21 protein-coding genes and 2 tRNA genes are annotated in these 16742 nt (G+C 64.5%); 19 read left to right on the forward strand and 4 right to left on the reverse strand.

Going from position 1 to position 16742, the window contains the following annotated elements:
* The first annotated feature begins 2 nt into the window (after positions 1-2).
* The 9 genes from phnH to FIU28_RS12480 all read left to right on the forward strand — a co-directional run bounded on the left by phnH (position 3) and on the right by FIU28_RS12480 (position 7626).
* On the forward strand, positions 3-611 hold the full coding sequence (gene phnH / locus FIU28_RS12440; RefSeq protein WP_143573319.1) for a phosphonate C-P lyase system protein PhnH: 609 nt from the start codon (positions 3-5) through the stop codon (positions 609-611).
* Between the two features lie 2 nt (positions 612-613).
* Positions 614-1720: a carbon-phosphorus lyase complex subunit PhnI gene (locus FIU28_RS12445; RefSeq protein WP_143573321.1), complete on the forward strand. Its 1107-nt coding sequence runs from the start codon at positions 614-616 to the stop codon at positions 1718-1720.
* Positions 1717-2598, forward strand: coding sequence for an alpha-D-ribose 1-methylphosphonate 5-phosphate C-P-lyase PhnJ (locus tag FIU28_RS12450; protein WP_143573322.1), 882 nt, complete (start codon positions 1717-1719; stop codon positions 2596-2598). Before FIU28_RS12445 ends, FIU28_RS12450 begins: the two co-directional genes overlap by 4 nt.
* A complete protein-coding gene (phnK, locus tag FIU28_RS12455; RefSeq protein WP_143573324.1) occupies positions 2591-3394 on the forward strand; it encodes a phosphonate C-P lyase system protein PhnK in 804 nt (267 codons plus the stop codon). Before FIU28_RS12450 ends, phnK begins: the two co-directional genes overlap by 8 nt.
* Before the next feature lie 7 nt (positions 3395-3401).
* Positions 3402-4100: a phosphonate C-P lyase system protein PhnL gene (phnL, locus tag FIU28_RS12460; RefSeq protein WP_143573325.1), complete on the forward strand. Its 699-nt coding sequence runs from the start codon at positions 3402-3404 to the stop codon at positions 4098-4100.
* Positions 4101-4111: 11 nt separating this feature from the next.
* A complete protein-coding gene (locus FIU28_RS12465; protein WP_143576162.1) occupies positions 4112-5269 on the forward strand; it encodes an alpha-D-ribose 1-methylphosphonate 5-triphosphate diphosphatase in 1158 nt (385 codons plus the stop codon).
* Positions 5266-5838 (forward strand): phosphonate metabolism protein/1,5-bisphosphokinase (PRPP-forming) PhnN, encoded by a 573-nt coding sequence (gene phnN / locus FIU28_RS12470; RefSeq protein ID WP_143573327.1) that lies wholly within the window; start codon positions 5266-5268, stop codon positions 5836-5838. The genes FIU28_RS12465 and phnN overlap by 4 nt, the downstream gene beginning before the upstream one ends.
* Positions 5839-5952: 114 nt before the next feature.
* Entirely contained in the window at positions 5953-7287 is a 1335-nt protein-coding gene (locus FIU28_RS12475; protein WP_143573329.1) for a leucine-rich repeat-containing protein kinase family protein, read from the forward strand.
* A gap of 159 nt (positions 7288-7446) precedes the next feature.
* Positions 7447-7626, forward strand: coding sequence for a hypothetical protein (locus FIU28_RS12480; RefSeq protein ID WP_143573331.1), 180 nt, complete (start codon positions 7447-7449; stop codon positions 7624-7626).
* A gap of 7 nt (positions 7627-7633) precedes the next feature.
* On the opposite strand, the gene FIU28_RS12485 is transcribed toward FIU28_RS12480, so the two are convergent.
* From FIU28_RS12485 to FIU28_RS12495, 3 genes are all read right to left on the reverse strand, one after another.
* A tRNA-Val gene (locus FIU28_RS12485) sits at positions 7634-7708 on the reverse strand.
* A gap of 71 nt (positions 7709-7779) precedes the next feature.
* On the reverse strand, positions 7780-9039 hold the full coding sequence (gene pepT, locus FIU28_RS12490) for a peptidase T (protein ID WP_143573333.1): 1260 nt from the start codon (positions 9037-9039) through the stop codon (positions 7780-7782).
* Positions 9040-9138: 99 nt separating this feature from the next.
* Complete coding sequence (locus tag FIU28_RS12495) at positions 9139-9504, reverse strand: HU family DNA-binding protein (RefSeq protein ID WP_168202940.1); 366 nt, start codon at positions 9502-9504, stop codon at positions 9139-9141.
* Positions 9505-9723: 219 nt separating this feature from the next.
* Between FIU28_RS12495 and FIU28_RS12505 the strand changes: the two genes are divergently transcribed.
* Positions 9724-9800 (forward strand) — tRNA-Asp (locus FIU28_RS12505).
* 114 nt (positions 9801-9914) lie between these two features.
* Here the strand turns inward: FIU28_RS12505 and FIU28_RS12510 are convergent.
* Positions 9915-10133, reverse strand: a complete 219-nt coding sequence (locus FIU28_RS12510; RefSeq protein ID WP_246660954.1) for a DUF3072 domain-containing protein — start codon at positions 10131-10133, stop codon at positions 9915-9917.
* A gap of 74 nt (positions 10134-10207) precedes the next feature.
* On the opposite strand from FIU28_RS12510, the gene FIU28_RS12515 reads away from it, so the two are divergent.
* From FIU28_RS12515 to nuoF, 9 genes are all read left to right on the forward strand, one after another.
* A complete protein-coding gene (locus FIU28_RS12515; RefSeq protein WP_143573336.1) occupies positions 10208-10408 on the forward strand; it encodes a hypothetical protein in 201 nt (66 codons plus the stop codon).
* Between the two features lie 136 nt (positions 10409-10544).
* Positions 10545-10910, forward strand: a complete 366-nt coding sequence (locus tag FIU28_RS12520) for an NADH-quinone oxidoreductase subunit A (protein ID WP_143573338.1) — start codon at positions 10545-10547, stop codon at positions 10908-10910.
* On the forward strand, positions 10901-11524 hold the full coding sequence (locus FIU28_RS12525; RefSeq protein ID WP_246660955.1) for a NuoB/complex I 20 kDa subunit family protein: 624 nt from the start codon (positions 10901-10903) through the stop codon (positions 11522-11524). Before FIU28_RS12520 ends, FIU28_RS12525 begins: the two co-directional genes overlap by 10 nt.
* Positions 11525-11594: 70 nt before the next feature.
* Positions 11595-12203 (forward strand): NADH-quinone oxidoreductase subunit C, encoded by a 609-nt coding sequence (locus tag FIU28_RS12530; RefSeq protein ID WP_143573342.1) that lies wholly within the window; start codon positions 11595-11597, stop codon positions 12201-12203.
* Positions 12200-13393, forward strand: coding sequence for an NADH-quinone oxidoreductase subunit D (locus FIU28_RS12535; protein ID WP_143573344.1), 1194 nt, complete (start codon positions 12200-12202; stop codon positions 13391-13393). Before FIU28_RS12530 ends, FIU28_RS12535 begins: the two co-directional genes overlap by 4 nt.
* On the forward strand, positions 13390-14358 hold the full coding sequence (locus tag FIU28_RS12540) for an FkbM family methyltransferase (protein WP_246660956.1): 969 nt from the start codon (positions 13390-13392) through the stop codon (positions 14356-14358). The genes FIU28_RS12535 and FIU28_RS12540 overlap by 4 nt, the downstream gene beginning before the upstream one ends.
* A gap of 11 nt (positions 14359-14369) precedes the next feature.
* Positions 14370-15161 (forward strand): NADH-quinone oxidoreductase subunit NuoE, encoded by a 792-nt coding sequence (nuoE, locus tag FIU28_RS12545; RefSeq protein WP_143573346.1) that lies wholly within the window; start codon positions 14370-14372, stop codon positions 15159-15161.
* A complete protein-coding gene (locus tag FIU28_RS12550) occupies positions 15158-15367 on the forward strand; it encodes a hypothetical protein (RefSeq protein WP_143573348.1) in 210 nt (69 codons plus the stop codon). Before nuoE ends, FIU28_RS12550 begins: the two co-directional genes overlap by 4 nt.
* A gap of 11 nt (positions 15368-15378) precedes the next feature.
* Entirely contained in the window at positions 15379-16704 is a 1326-nt protein-coding gene (gene nuoF, locus FIU28_RS12555; protein WP_143573350.1) for an NADH-quinone oxidoreductase subunit NuoF, read from the forward strand.
* Positions 16705-16742: the final 38 nt, after the last annotated feature.

Genomic DNA, 16742 nt, shown 5'->3' on the forward strand with positions numbered 1-16742 from the left:
TCATGACCACGATTGCAGAAATGCCGGCGGGCTTCGCCGACAAGGTGCTGTCGGCACAATCGACCTTTCGCTCGGTGATGGACGCGATGGCGCGGCCGGGTTCCGTGCAGCGCATCGAGGCCGGTTCCGGCGTGCCGGCGCCGATGATGCGTGGTTCGGCCGCTATCGCACTGACGCTGTTCGACCAGGACACGCCGGTGTGGCTCGACGCCGGGATGGCGGCGACGCCTGCGGTCGCCAAGTGGATCAAGTTTCACACCAGCGCGCCGGTCATCGCAGGCTCATCGGTCTGCAGCTTTGCGCTGATCGCCGAAGCCCGCACGCTGCCGGGCTTCGAGCAGTTTTCATTCGGGACCTCAGAATATCCGGACCGCTCGACCACCATCATCCTGCAGGTGGCCAGCCTCACCGAAGGGCCGGCCTATGGACTGCGCGGCCCGGGCATCGATGGCACGGCCATTCTGCACGCGACCATCGGACTGCCGGACTGGCTAGATCGTCTCGCGCTCAATGCCACGCTGTTTCCGCGCGGTATCGATCTCGTGCTGGTTTCCGACGACAGGGTCGTCGCGATCCCGCGCACCACGCGCCTCACCGCGAAGGAGGGCTGAGCATGTATGTCGCCGTCAAGGGTGGCGAACGCGCCATCGAAAACGCCCACCGGCTGCTGGCACATGAACGTCGCGGCGATCGCGATGTGCCGGAAGTATCATTGGACCAGATCTCCGAACAGCTCAGCCTCGGTGTCGACCGCGTCATGACCGAGGGCTCGCTGTACGACCGCGAACTGGCATCGCTCGCCATCAAGCAGGCGCGCGGCGACATGATCGAGGCGATCTTCCTGCTGCGCGCGTTCCGCGCCACGCTGCCGCGGTTCGGCGAAAGCCTGCCGGTCGATACCTCGCAGATGCGGGTGCGGCGCCGGATATCCTCGACCTTCAAGGACATGCCGGGCGGCCAGGTGCTGGGCTCGACCTTCGACTACACCCATCGCCTGCTGGATCCCGTACTCGCTGGCGAGTCCATGCCGGAGCAGCCGGCGCAGTCCGAAGCGCAGCCCGCGGTAATGCCGCGCGTCACCGACATTCTGGGTCGCGACGGCCTGATCGAAGCGTCTCCGGCGGAACAGGCCGATCAGCCGGTCGGCGATCTCACCCGCGACGCGCTCAGCTTTCCCGCCGCGCGCGATCTGCGGCTGCAGAATCTGGCGCGGGCCGACGAGGGCTTTCTGTTGTCGCTCGGCTATTCGTCGCAGCGCGGCTATGGCCGCAACCATCCGTTCGCCGGCGAGATCCGGCTCGGTGAGGTCGAAGTCGAGTTCATGGCGGAAGATGTCGGCTTCGCGGTGCCGCTCGGCGCCATCACGCTGACCGAGTGCCAGATGGTCACCCAGTTCAAGGGAAGCGCCACCGAGGCGCCGTGCTTCACGCGCGGTTACGGCCTGGCCTTCGGCCAGAGCGAGCGCAAGACGATGTCGATGGCGCTGGTCGATCGCACGCTGCGCGCCCGCGAACTCGGTGAGGATGTCGTTGCGCCCTCGCAGGACGAGGAATTCGTGATGTCGCATTCCGACAACGTGCAGGCGACCGGCTTCGTCGAGCACCTCAAGCTGCCGCATTACGTCGATTTCCAGTCCGAGCTCGGACTGTTGCGCAAGCTGCGCAAGGAATTTGTCGACGCCAATTCTGCACCCGATGCCATGAAGGAGGCCGCGGAATGAACGCGCCGACCTATAATTTCGCCTATCTCGACGAACAGACCAAGCGGATGATCCGCCGCGCCATCCTGAAGGCGATCGCGATCCCCGGCTATCAGGTGCCGTTCGCGTCAAGGGAAATGCCGATGCCCTATGGCTGGGGCACCGGCGGCGTGCAGGTGACCGCGGCGATCCTCGGCCACAAGGACGTGCTGAAGGTGATCGACCAGGGCTCGGACGACACCACCAACGCGATCTCGATCCGCAAATTCTTCCAGAAGACCGCGGGTGTGGCCGTCACCACCAGCACGCTCGACGCCACCGTGATCCAGACCCGGCACCGGATTCCCGAAGCGCCGCTGCATGAGAAGCAAGTGCTGGTCTATCAGGTGCCGATCCCGGAACCGCTGCGCTTCCTCGAGCCGCGCGAGACCGAGACGCGGCGCATGCATGCGCTCGGCGAATACGGGCTGATGCATGTGAAGCTCTACGAGGACATCGCGCGGTTCGGCCATATCGCGACCGCCTATGCCTATCCGGTCAAGGTCAATGCACGCTATGTGATGGACCCGTCGCCGACGCCGAAATTCGATAATCCGAAGATGGACAACTGCCCGGCGCTGCAACTGTTCGGCGCCGGCCGCGAGAAGCGCATCTACGCGATCCCACCCTATACCTCGGTGGTGTCGCTGGATTTCGAGGACCATCCGTTCGAGCCCTACAAGCACGACGCCTGCTGCGCGCTGTGCAACTCGTCCTCGTCCTATCTCGACGAGATCGTCACCGACAATGCGGGCAGCCGGATGTTCGTCTGTTCCGATACCGACTATTGCGAGACGCGGCAGGCCGAAGGCCACCGTGGCGCCGAGAGCGCGCCTTATGTGGAGAAGCAGCATGCTTGATGTGACGCGCGCGCCGCGCAACGACGACCAGCCGCTGCTGCTCGCCGAAGGCCTGTCGAAATCCTTCGGTCGGCTCAACGCCTGCCGCGATGTCTCCTTCGCGCTGTATCCCGGCGAAGTGCTGGCGATCGTCGGCGAGTCCGGCTCCGGCAAGTCGACGCTGCTGCAATTGCTGTCGGCGCAGATGATTCCGAATGCCGGCTCGGTGTCGTACCGGATGCGCGACGGCGTACTACGCGATCTTTCGGCCTTGGGCGAAGCCGAGCGGCGCTTTCTGTTCCGCACCGACTGGGGCTTCGTGCATCAGGATGCCGCGATGGGGTTGCGCATGGGCGTCTCGGCCGGTGCCAATGTGGGCGAGCGGCTGATGGCCGTTGGCCAAAACCACTACGGCCGAATCCGGCAGACCGCGGCGTCGTGGCTGGAGCGCGTCGAGATCTCGGTGGATCGCATCGACGATGCGCCAAAAACCTATTCCGGCGGCATGCGGCAGCGGTTGCAGATCGCACGCAACCTGGTCACCGAGCCGCGCCTTGTCTTCATGGACGAGCCGACCGGCGGGCTCGACGTCTCGGTGCAGGCGCGCCTGCTGGACATGATGCGGACGCTGGTGAGCGAACTCGGCCTTGCCGCCATCGTCGTCACCCATGATCTCGCGGTGGCGCGGCTCCTGTCGCATCGGGTGATGGTGATGCAGGGCGGCCGCGTGATCGAGACCGGCCTCACCGACCAGGTGCTCGACGATCCCCGCGAGCCCTATACGCAACTGCTCGTTTCCTCGATCCTGCCGGCGTGAGGGCACCATGATTCCGATGATCGACATCCGCAACGCTGAAAAGACCTTTGTGATGCATCTGCAGGACGGCATCCGGCTGCCGGTCGTGCGCGGCGTCTCGTTCCACGTCGCGCCCGGCGAATGTGTCGTGCTGGGCGGGCCCTCCGGCGCCGGCAAGTCCTCGATCCTGAAGATGATCTTCGGCAACTATCGCTGCGACGGCGGCGTGATCGGCTTGCAGCACCAGGGCGCGTCGCTCGACATCGCCACCGCCGAGCCGCGCCAGATCCTCAATGTACGCCGCCACACCATCGGCTATGTCAGCCAGTTTTTGCGCGCGGTGCCACGCGTCGCCTCGCTCGACGTCGTGGCGGAGCCGTTGCTCGCCGCCGGCGTGGCCCGCGAGGACGCGCGCGAGCGGGCAGGCGTGCTGTTGCGAAAACTCAACATTCCCGAGCGGCTGTGGAAGCTGCCGCCCTCGACCTTCTCCGGCGGCGAGCAGCAGCGCGTCAACATCGCGCGCGGCTTCATCTCCGAACTGCCGATCCTGCTGCTGGACGAGCCGACCGCCTCGCTGGATGCGGTGAACCGCGCCGTGGTGGTCGAACTGGTCGCCGAGAAGAAACGCGCCGGCGTTGCCATGGTCGCGATCGTTCATGACGACGACGTGCGCCACCAGATTGCCGACCGGCTGGTCGATGTGACATCGTTCGCAGCAGGCGCCTGAGAAAGAAGATGATGAAAGCAAAGCAACAAGAAACCGTGATCGGCAATGCCCGAATCGTGCTGGCCGATCGCGTGATCGAACAAGGCTGGATCGCCTTTGCCGATGGCAGGATCGCAGAGTTCGGCGAGGGCGATGCGCCCGCGGGCTTCGACGATGCCCGTGGCGACCTGATCATGCCCGGCCTGATCGAACTGCACACCGACCATCTCGAAGCGCATTTCGTGCCGCGTCCCAAAGTGTTCTGGGATCCGGTGGCTGCGGTCGTCTCCTACGACGGGCAGCTTGCGACCTCGGGCATCACCACCGTGCTGGATTCCTTGCGCGTATGGAGCGAGAAGGGCGCCGAGGAAGCGGACGGCCACGCCGGGCTGCTGGCGGATGCGATCGCCACCGCGCGCGACGCCGACCTGCTGCGCGCCGACCACTTCCTGCATCTTCGTTGCGAGATCCCGATGCCCAGCGTGGTCGAGGAAGCGAAGGAGATGATCGGCCGGCCGCACGTCCGCCTGTTGTCGCTGATGGACCACACGCCCGGCCAGCGCCAGTTCCGCGACGAAGCCAAGCTGCGCACCTATTATCGCGGAAAAGGCGCCGGCAAGACCGACGCCGAGCTCGACGAATTGTTCGCCAAGCGCTTTGAATATCAGCGGCTTTACGCCGCCGACAACATGCGCGACATCGTGGCGCTGGCGCAGGCGCACAACATCCCGCTGGCCAGCCATGACGACACCACCGACGAGAACGTCGTGGACGCCATCCGCGATGGCGTCTCCGTCGCCGAATTCCCGACCACGCTGGAGGCCGCGCGCGGCCTGCATGAGGCTGGCGTCGGCATTCTGATGGGCGCGCCGAACGTGGTGCGCAACGGCTCGCATTCCGGCAACATTGCTGCCATCGATCTGGCGCGCGAAGGGCTGCTGGACATCCTGTCGTCGGACTACATTCCCTCCAGCCTCTTGATGGCGGCGCTGCAACTGAGCGAGCGCGTGCCGTCGATCGATCTGGCCGCCGCAGTACGGACCGTCACCAAGCGCCCGGCCGAGGCGGTCGGCCTGCATGATCGCGGCGAGATCGCAGTCGGCAAGCGCGCCGACCTGATCCGTGTCCACGTCGCCCGCGACCTGCCAGTGGTGCGCAGCGTCTGGCGCGAGGGGCACCGGGTCGCATGAACGACACGCTGGCCGAGGCCGCCGCGCGAGCGAAGATCGGCCCGGGACGGCTGGTGCTGGTGGTCGGTCCCTCCGGCGCCGGCAAGGATACGCTGATCGATCTGGCGCGCGCCGCCTGCGCCGGCAATGCTCGCGTGGTGTTTGCGCGCCGGGTGGTGACGCGCGAGGCCTCCGGCGCCGAGGACAATGACCAGGTGACGCGGGACGCCTTTCAGGCGGCCCGCACCCGAGGCGATTTCGCCGTACACTGGGAAGCGCATGGCCTGTGTTATGCGCTTGCCAAGTCGATCGACGACGACATCGGGGCAGGGCGCACGGTGGTTGCCAACGTGTCCCGCGCGGTGATCGGCCGGCTGCGCGACACCTACGCCGAACTGGTCGTGGTTGCCGTCACGGCGCCGCCGGAGGTGCTGGCGGCGCGGTTGCTGGCCCGCGGCAGAATTAGCGACGGGCCGATCGTGCAGCGCCTGCAGCGCGCTTCCGCCGAGATCGTGCCGGATGTCGCCATTGAAAATGTCGGCGATCCCCGCGTCGGCGCGCGCGTACTGATCGAGCAATTGCAGAAGTGACGGCGTCCCGGTTTCGCGGCGACGTCAATCGCGCTACGAGGGGCGCGACCGGTGCCCGCGGCGGGCCGATCCGCCCGGGTGCGATCGACCGGCGACGACACGGTGGAATCGCAGATGCACACACTCGACCAGCTCCGCTCCGGCGCGCTCAGCGGCGCGCGCCATCTCAAGCTTGATTGCGGGCTGACCGATTTTCCCCACGAGATCCTGGATCTCGGCGACACCCTGGAAATCCTCGATCTGTCCGGCAACGCGCTCAGCGAACTGCCCGATGAGCTGGCCGAATGGCCGAGGCTGCGGATCATCTTCTGCTCGGACAACCAGTTCACCGAGCTGCCGGAGGTGCTGGGCCGATGCCCGCAACTCAGCATGGTCGGCTTCAAGGCCAACCGTATCAGGCGCGTCTCCGCCAAGGCGCTGCCGCCGCGGCTGCGCTGGCTGATCCTGACGGATAATGAGATCGACCGGCTGCCGGAGGAAATCGGCTTTTGTACGCAATTGCAGAAGCTGATGCTGGCCGGCAACCGGCTTGAATCCCTGCCGGAGACGCTGGCCGGCTGCATTAATCTCGAACTGCTTCGTCTGGCCGCCAACCGGCTGACCGCATTGCCGGAATGGTTGCTCGGCCTGCCGCGGCTGTCGTGGCTGGCCACGTCCGGAAATCAGCTCGGCGGCGCGGAGAGCGACGCTTCGCCGTCGGCGATCGCCGATATTCCCTGGGACGCGCTGGAGATCGGGCAGGTGCTCGGCCAGGGCGCATCGGGCGTTATTCACAGGGCCATGATGGCTGCGGACGGCAAGGACCTGCAGGCGGTGGCTGTCAAACTGTTCAAGGGCGCGATGACCAGCGACGGCCTGCCGGCCTCCGAAATGCGCGCCGCCATCGCCGCCGGTGAGCACCCCCATCTGATCGATGTGATCGGCAGGGTAGTGGGTCATCCGGCGGGCGCCGCCGGTCTGGTCCTGCAGCTCGTCGATCCCGTGTTCGAGATTCTGGCGGGGCCGCCGAGCCTGGAGTCCTGCACCCGCGATATCTATCCGGCGTCTGCCGCATTCGATATGCCGACTATCCTGCGCATCGCGCACGGTATCGCGTCCGCGGCCCGCCACCTGCACGACCGCGGCATCCTGCATGGCGATCTCTACGGTCACAACATCCTGCATGACGGGCAGGGGCAGGCGTTGCTGGGCGATTTCGGCGCGGCGTCGCTCTACGATGCCGGTAACCTGACGATGGCGAACGGATTGCAGCGGCTGGAGGTGCGGGCCTTCGGATGCCTGCTGGAAGAACTGCTCGACCGCTACAGCGGCGCCGAGGATTGGGTTGCGCTGCGAGGGCTCGAACGATTGTCAGCGGCCTGCTTGTCCGTCGAGCCCGCCTCGCGGCCGTTGTTTGCTGAAATCTGTCGGCAACTGGACGATGTGAGGACGCTGCAGCCGGAGGTATGACCGCACGGGCTGGCTTCTCGCGTACAGACGGTGATCCGGCCATCGTCCGGGCCGATGCCCGACCAACGCATCGGCCAGGCGCGCGGCACGGGCGCCCGACGCCGGAGTTGCAACATATCCGGCCGATCGGTGTTAGATTGAGAAGCAGAGGATATTGCCATGGCCCATCCACCTGTCTCCATCGAAGGCGAACAGCCGAAGAAAACGCCGTGCGAGCTGCTGACGGAGGTCCTGAAGGATCTCGACAGCTCGCCGCCTCCGGAAGAACAACTCGGCGGCGGTGACATCTGCTCGCTGGAAGAAGAGTCTTCGACCGACGACGACAAGCCGCTCGACTGAAGGAAGATGGTAGGCGATGACGGGATCGAACCGCCGACCTGTCCCGTGTAAAGGGAATGCTCTACCGCTGAGCTAATCGCCCGTGGCGTTCATTTAGCCGGAGGCGGCCGGGGTGGCAAGGCAACCCGGCTTCAAATCCTGCCGCGCTGCGCGTCAGGCCTGTTCCTCGAAGATCATCGCCAGATGCACGATGGTTTCACTGGCCTTTTCCATGTCCTGGCGGCTGACCCATTCGGTGCGACCGTGAAAGGCGTGCTCGCCGGCAAAGATGTTGGGGCAGGGCAGGCCCATGAAGGACAATCGCGAGCCGTCGGTGCCGCCGCGGATGCTGGTGCGCTTCGGCGCAAGACCGGCGCGCCGAATCGCCTGCATCGCGTAATCGACGATCTGCGGATGGCGGTCGATCACCTGCTTCATGTTGCGGTATTGCGGCTTGATCGCGATCGATGCGGTGGAGTGCGGGTAATCCTTCATCACCTCGTCGACGATGGATTGCAGCAACGCTTCTTTTTCGGCGAGGCCTTCGTCGGTGAAATCCCGCACGATGAAGCTCAGCGTGGCTTTCTCCAGCGCGCCGGTGATGCCGATCGGATGCAGAAAACCTTCCTTGCCCTCGGTGGTCTCCGGCGAACAATGGTCTTTCGGCAGCCGCTCGACGATGGCTGCGGCGATCTTGATGGCGTGCTCCATCTTTCCCTTGGCGAAGCCGGGATGCGCGCTGACGCCCTCGATCGTGATCACGGCGCCGTCGGCTGAAAACGTCTCGTCCTCGAGATGGCCGGCGGTCTCGCCGTCCATCGTATAGGCGAAATCGGCGCCGAGCTTTGTGAGGTCGACCTTGTCGACGCCGCGGCCGATCTCCTCATCCGGCGTGAACAGGATCTTGATGGTGCCGTGCGGGATCTGCGGATTGGCGATGAGATAGCGCGCGGCGTCCATGATCTCGGCGAGGCCGGCCTTGTTGTCGGCGCCGAGCAGGGTCGTGCCGTCCGAGGTGATGATATCGTGGCCGATCTGGTCGGCGAGCGCCGGATTATCTTCCACGCGAATCACCTGTGACGGGTCGGCCGGCAGCACTATGTCGCCGCCCCGGTAATTCGGGACGATCTGCGGCCGGACGCCGGCGCCGGCGCAGTCCGGCGAGGTGTCCATGTGCGAGCAGAAGCAGATCACCGGCACGTTCTTGGTCGAAGTCGCCGGGATCGTCGCATAGACGTAGCCGTGTTCGTCGAGATGCGCGTCGGCAAGGCCGATCTCGCGCAATTCCTGCGCCAGCAGGCGGCCGAGATTCTTCTGCTTCTCGGTGGACGGGCAGGTGTGGGAGGCGGGATCGGACTGGGTGTCGATCACGACATAGCGCAGGAAGCGCTGCAGCACGTCGTGGGTGAATTCGAGGGACGGGGCCGCTGTCACATCACCACTCCAGTCCTGAAGACCTCATTCCGGGCCGGGCGCCGCCGCAGCCCGGAATGGGTTTGATCTATCGTCGAATTATCGGCGGAAAGTCGTCGATCAGACGGCTTCCTTCAGCTCCTTGGCGGCGCGGAACGCGACCTTCTTGCTGGCCTTGATCTGGATCGCCTCGCCGGTGGCGGGGTTGCGGCCCATCCGGGCGGCGCGCTTCTTCACCTGCAGGATGCCGAGGCCGACGATGCGGATCCGCTCGCCCTTCTTGAGGTGCTTGGTGATGCGGCCGACCATGTCGCCGAGAATCGCTTCGGTCTGCTTCTTCGACAATTCGTGCTCTTCGGCGAGCGCCGCGGCGAGATGCTTCAGCGTCACGGTGGCGGGAGCGGCGGCTTTGGCTGCGGCTTTCGCAGCGGGGGTGGCTGCGGCTTTTGCGGCGGGGGTCGCGGCGGCAACGGCTTTTTTCGCCATGTTTTAGGCCCTCTACGTTGGTGTCGGTCAGGAAAGTGAGACGTAGCAGGGCTTAAACGATTCGGGCACGCGGCGCCTGCGCTGTTTCGCCTGCAAACAGCGGGGTTTTTGAATCGGACACGCGGAAAACCAAGAACAATGCACAGACCGTTCGCAACGTCCTTGACTTCAAATGGTCCCCCCTTTATGTCCACCTCACTGCGGGATTGAACGATCCACGCGGGAGTAGCTCAGTTGGTTAGAGCGCTGCCCTGTCACGGCAGAGGTCGCGGGTTCGAGTCCCGTCTCTCGCGCCATTCCACATTCGGGAATGGCGAGATGCGAAGTTTCCCCGGTGTTCCACAATGAGAATGATGTCGGCAAAACCATGGTTCGCGCCGTTATTGTCGCGTCTGTCGTCCGCCTGATCTTCAGAAAGAATCGGCCAGCGCGATTTCCTGCTTCAACGCTTCGATACGCCGGGCGGCCTCCGTGCGGCTGAGATCGGCGGCGAACTGGCGGGGCTGGTAGGCCTCGATCGCCAGCGACTTCAACGTCAGCGCCTGACCGCGCGTCATCGGCTGCGCGAGGCGGTCGGGCATTTCGGCGTAGCTAACGGCGGCGGACTGAGACGAAGCGGAACGGGCCATGGGAACCTCCGGGATCTATTGTCTGGCTCAACGCAGCACTTGTAAAAATGTTCTTCTTTTGTTCTATATCCCTCATGGCCGAATCCGCCAAGCTGAATTTTCGCATCTCGCGATTACGCCGCCAGATGCGCGGCACCCAGGCCGACTTCCGGCTGCTCGGCAGCGCCGGTCTCGACTGTGCCAACGCGGCGGCCCGATTGGCGCGGATGCAGGGCGAATGGCTGGCGCTGATCGCCCGTCGCGAGGCGCTGTCATGTCCGGAAACAAACCGTTGACGATGCTCCGGAAGGGCAGCGACCGCATCGCAGTTGTCACGAACGCTCGTCTTGCGTGGCTTGTTGCGCTGCGCTAAGCCTCGAACAATTCCAATGTTCTCGAATCCGCGCGCGCCTGCGGGAAAAGGGATTGCCGATGAACGGCATCTTGCAAAATTACCTACCTCTCGTTGTTTTTATAGGCATCGCTACCGTTGTCGGAGCGGGGCTGTTGGTGGCGCCTTTCCTCGTCGCTTATTCGAGCCCGGACCCGGAGAAGCTCTCCGCCTATGAATGCGGGTTCAATGCTTTCGACGATGCGCGCATGAAATTCGACGTGCGCTTCTACCTGGTGGCGATCCTGTTCATTATCTTCGATCTGGAAGTGGCGTTTCTGTTTCCCTGGGCGGTGGCCTTCGGCAAGCTTGGCGTGACCGGTTTCTGGTCGATGATGGTGTTCCTGGGTGTTCTCACCGTCGGCTTTGCCTATGAATGGAAGAAAGGCGCCCTCGAATGGGATTGAGCCCCGTCCTCACCTCCGGTCAGCCCACGCCGTCGGTTCGCCCGATCGGCGCGCAGCCACTTGTCTCCAAGGCATCGACCGGGATCATCGATCCCAACACCGGCCTGCCTGTCGGCTCGAACGATCCGTATTTTCGCGAGGTCAATGCCGAGCTGTCCGACAAGGGTTTCTTCGTTGCGGCGACCGATGATCTGATCACCTGGGCGCGCACCGGCTCGCTGATGTGGATGACCTTCGGCCTGGCGTGCTGCGCGGTCGAAATGATGCAGGTCTCGATGCCGCGCTATGACGTCGAGCGTTTCGGTTTCGCGCCGCGCGCGTCTCCGCGGCAGTCCGACGTCATGATCGTCGCCGGCACGCTGACCAACAAGATGGCGCCGGCGCTGCGCAAGGTCTACGACCAGATGCCGGAACCGCGCTACGTCATCTCGATGGGCTCCTGCGCCAATGGCGGCGGCTATTACCACTATTCCTATTCGGTGGTGCGCGGCTGCGATCGCGTCGTGCCGGTCGATATCTACATACCGGGCTGCCCGCCCACCGCAGAAGCGCTGCTCTACGGCGTACTGCTGCTGCAGAAGAAGATCCGGCGAACGGGGACGATCGAGCGTTAATTGGGAGAGGCGGATGGCTGAACCTGACAACATCATCATTTTATAAGAAGCGCGATCCGGAGACCATTAAGTGATCGACCTTTCCAGTCTCGGCGAAACCATCAAGGCAGCGCTGCCCGGCGCCGTCAGCGGCTCCTATGTCGCGTTCGATCAACTGACGCTGACCGTCGACGGCGCGAAGATTGTCGAAGTCATGCGCTTCCTCCGCGAGGATCCCGGCTGCCGCTTTGTCAGCTTCGTCGATGTCACGGCGGTGGACTATCCCGGCCGCGAGAACCGTTTCGACGTCGTCTATCACCTGATGTCGCCGACGCTGAACGCGCGGGTACGGATCAAGTTCGAGGCGTCCGAGACGACCCAGGTGCCGTCGATCATCAGCGTGTTTCCCGGCGCCGACTGGTTCGAGCGCGAGGCCTATGATTTGTACGGCGTGATCTTCGTCGGCCATCCCGACATGCGCCGGCTGCTGACCGACTACGGCTTCGATGGCCATCCGCTGCGCAAGGATTTCCCGCTCTCCGGCTTCGTCGAAGTGCGCTACGACGACCAGGAGAAGCGCGTCGTCTATGAGCCGGTCCGGCTCAACCAGGAATTCCGCAAATTCGATTTCCTCTCGCCCTGGGAGGGCGCGGATTATCCGATCCTGCCCGGTGACGAGAAGGCGGAGGTCAAGCCATGACCGAACAACCAGCCATCCGCAATTTCACCATCAATTTCGGCCCGCAGCATCCGGCGGCGCATGGCGTGTTGCGCCTCGTGTTGGAGCTTGACGGGGAAGTGGTCGAGCGCGTCGATCCGCATATCGGCCTTTTGCACCGCGGCACTGAGAAGCTGATCGAGCAGAAGACCTACCTGCAGGCGATTCCCTATTTCGACCGGCTCGATTACGTCGCTCCGATGAACCAGGAGCACGCGTTCTGCCTCGCGGCGGAGAAGCTGCTCGGCATCACCGTGCCGCGCCGCGCGCAGCTGATCCGGGTGCTGTATTGCGAGATCGGCCGTATCCTGTCGCATCTGTTGAACGTCACCACGCAGGCCATGGACGTCGGCGCGTTGACGCCGCCCTTGTGGGGCTTCGAGCAGCGCGAAAAGCTGATGGTGTTCTATGAGCGCGCCTCGGGCTCGCGCATGCATGCCGCCTATTTCCGCATCGGCGGCGTGCATCAGGACCTGCCGCCGGCGCTGATCGACGACATCGACGCCTGGTTCGACCCGTTCCTGCAGACGGTCGCCGATCTCGAAACGCTGCTGACCGGCAACCGCATTTTCAAGCAGCGCAACGTCGATATCGGCGTGGTGTCGCTGGAGGACGCCTGGAAGTGGGGCTTCTCCGGCGTCATGGTGCGCGGCTCGGGTGCAGCATGGGATCTGCGCAAGTCGCAGCCCTACGAGTGCTATGACGAGATGGATTTCGACATTCCGATCGGCAAGAACGGTGACTGCTACGACCGTTACTGCATCCGTATGGAAGAGATGCGGCAGTCGGTTCGCATCATGCGCCAGTGCATCGCCAAGCTGCGCGCGCCGGACGGGCAGGGCCCCGTCCTGACAGAGGATCACAAGGTCACGCCGCCGCGTCGCGGCGAGATGAAGCGCTCGATGGAAGCGCTGATCCACCACTTCAAGCTCTACACCGAAGGTTTTCGCGTGCCGGAAGGCGAGGTCTACGTCGCCGTCGAGGCGCCGAAGGGCGAGTTCGGCGTGTTTCTGGTCTCCGACGGCACCAACAAGCCCTACAAGTGCAAGATCCGCGCGCCGGGCTTCGCGCATCTGCAGGCGATGGATTTCATCTGCAAGGGCCATCAGCTTGCCGACGTTTCCGCGATCCTCGGCTCGATCGATATCGTGTTCGGCGAGGTCGATCGGTGACATCGGCGCAGCCACCCATTCAGTTCGACCGGGCCACCGGCGCTTACCAGGACGTCAGTCCCTGGGAGCGCACGGCGGCGTTCATGCTGATGGCAGGCTGCCGGTTGTCGGCGTCGTTCTCGCATCGCGGCTACATCATGTGCGCCAACCTGCTGCGCCGGGCGCTGCCGAAGCGCGACATCGTCGTCAACCTGAACAGCGATGCGCACTTCGCCTTTCCGTTCGGCGACGGGTACTGGAGCAAGCTGCTCGACCCCGCGTTCTCCTACGAAAACGAACTGGAGCTGCTGTTCCGGCATTCGGTCGAGGTCGAGTATACGCTGCTCGATTGCGGCGCGAACTACGGCTACTGGTCGGTGCTGGTATCGAGCGGGCCGCTCGGTTCGCACAAGGCCATCGCGATCGAGCCGTCGGCGCAGAATTTCGTCAAGCTCGCCAATAACGCCCGGATCAACGGCAGCCGTTTCGAGACGATCAAGTGCGCGATCGGCTCGGAGCGTGGCACGGCCAAGCTTTCCGGCACCAAGCACGAGGCCTTCAGCATCGTCGGCGCGGCAGACGCCGTCGGCGAGCAGGTCCCGGTGCTGGCGCTCGACAATCTGATCGACGAGGGCCGGGTAACGGCAGACGGAAAGTACCTGATCAAGCTCGATGTCGAAGGCGTCGAGATCGAGGCGATCAAGGGCGGTACGCGTTTGCTGCAAGCCGACTCGGTGATCATGTGCGAAGAACACGGCAACGATCCCGCGCATACGGTGTCGCGCTATATTCTCGACCACACGCCGCTGACGCTGTTCGTGCGCGATCCCGCCAGCAACCGCTTCGAGACCGTGACCGATCTTTCGATCCTCGATCGCATCAAGGTATCCACCAATGTCGGCTACAACGTGTTCGGCACTTCGAGCGCGTTCTGGCTGGACCGTATCAACAGCCTGAATGCGAGCGCGTCGCGCCGCGCTCAATGAGAGACTAAACCATGGCCGTTCGCCGCCTCGCACCGAAAGAATTGCAGCCCGCGAGCTTCAGCTTCACGCCGGAGAATCTGGTATGGGCGAAGCAGCAGATGGAGCACTATCCGCCGGGCCGGCAGGCTTCCGCGGTCATCGCGGTCCTGTGGCGGGCGCAGGAGCAGAACGCCGGCTGGGTCTCGGAAGCCGCTCTGCGCGTCGTCGGCGACCTGCTCGGCATGGCCTATATCCGCGTGCTCGAAGTCGCGACCTTCTACACGATGTTTCAGCTCTCGCCGGTCGGCAAGAAGGCGCATATCCAGGTCTGCGGCACCACGCCCTGCATGCTGCGCGGCGCCGGCGACCTCATCGAGGTCTGCCAGCACCGCATCCATCACGATCCGCTGCATGTGTCGGATGACGGCGAGTTCAGCTGGGAAGAGGTCGAGTGCCTCGGCGCCTGCGTCAACGCCCCGATGGTGATGATCTGGAGCGATACCTACGAAGACCTCACCAAGGACAGCATGAACGCGCTGATCGACGGCTTCAAAGCCGGCACGCCGCAGCATCCGGGGTCGCAGATCGGTCGCCAGTTCGCGGCTCCCGAAGGCGGCGCCCGCACGCTGATCGGCGGCGGCGCGATGACGCGCCCGCCGATCGAACTCGACCAGCCGAAGGAGCCGGCACTCGCCGACGGCGAGGCCAAGAAGCCGACCAAATCCGCCTCCGACCGCGAAAGCCCGGCGCCGAAGGCACCGGCCGCGGACGCGACCAAGAACAATCCGCCGACCAAGGCGGAACCGAAGGGACCGACCAAATGACGTCCCCGCTGACACCCGCAACGCAGACAGGTGCCGAAGTCATGAACAAGTGGCTCTACATCGCGCTCCATACCGCTGCAGCTGCGACTTTCATTTTCCTGCTGCAGCGCTTCTTTCTGAGTGCCACGCTGGAATCGAGCTTGCTGTGGGCGGTGGTATTCGGCGGCTGCGCCGCGATGCTCGCCTACAAGCAATCCAATCGCTGATCGAGGAAGCCATGCTCGACGACAAGGACCGCATCTTTCGTAATCTCTACGGCCTCGAGGACTGGGGCCTCGACGGCGCGCGCAAGCGCGGCTCGTGGGATGGCACCAAGGCCATTCTCGACAAGGGCCGCGACTGGATCGTCGCCGAAATGAAGGCGTCCGGTCTGCGCGGCCGCGGCGGGGCGGGCTTCCCGACCGGCATGAAATGGTCGTTCATGCCGAAGGAGAATGCCGACGGTCGGCCGAGCTATCTCGTCGTCAACGCCGACGAGTCTGAGCCCGGCACCTGCAAGGATCGCGAGATCATGCGGCACGATCCGCATCTCCTGATCGAAGGCTGCCTGATCGCCGGCTGCGCGATGGGCGCCCATGTCGGCTACATCTACGTCCGCGGTGAGTTCATCCGCGAGCGCGAGCACCTGCAGGCGGCGATCGACCAGGCCTATGCGGCGAGACTGATCGGCAAGGACAACGTCCACGGCTTCCCGTTCGAGCTCTATGTCGCGCACGGCGCCGGCGCCTATATCTGCGGTGAAGAGACCGCGCTGCTGGAGAGCCTCGAGGGCAAGAAGGGCCAGCCGCGCCTGAAGCCACCGTTCCCGGCCAATGTCGGCCTGTATGGCTGCCCGACAACCGTGAACAACGTCGAGTCGATCGCGGTGGCACCCGACATTCTGCGCCGCGGCGCCGGTTGGTTCGCCGGCATCGGTCGCGCCAACAATGTCGGCACCAAGCTTTACGGCATCTCCGGTCACGTCAACACGCCCTGCGTGGTCGAAGACGCCATGAGCATCCCGTTCCGCGAGCTGATCGAAAAGCATGGCGGCGGCATCCGTGGCGGCTGGGACAATCTGCTGGCGATCATTCCCGGCGGTGCCTCGTGCCCGCTGATCCCGGCGGCGGATTGCGAAGACCTGATCATGGATTTCGACGGCACCCGTGCCGCGAAGTCGTCGTTCGGCACCGCCGGCGTCATCGTGATGGACAAGTCGACCGACGTGGTCGCGGCGATCGCGCGCATCAGCTACTTCTTCAAGCATGAGAGCTGCGGCCAGTGCACGCCCTGCCGCGAAGGCACCGGCTGGATGTGGCGAGTGCTCAACCGCATGGTCGAGGGTCGCGCCCACAAGCGCGAGATCGACATGCTCCTGGAAGTCACCAAGCAGGTCGAAGGCCACACCATCTGCGCGCTCGGCGATGCCGCCGCGTGGCCGGTGCAGGGCCTGATCCGCGCCTTCCGCCCGGAGATCGAACGCCGCATCGACGATTTCAGCCGCAAGGCGAGCCTCGACGACCAGGGCATTCTCGATCCCGCGCACATGGTCGCGGCGGAGTAACGTTTGCAGAGGAGGCGATGATGGCGTCGAAAGCCATG

Origin of the sequence: Tardiphaga sp. vice154 (assembly GCF_007018645.1) — a bacterium.
In the GTDB taxonomy this organism is placed as follows: domain Bacteria; phylum Pseudomonadota; class Alphaproteobacteria; order Rhizobiales; family Xanthobacteraceae; genus Tardiphaga.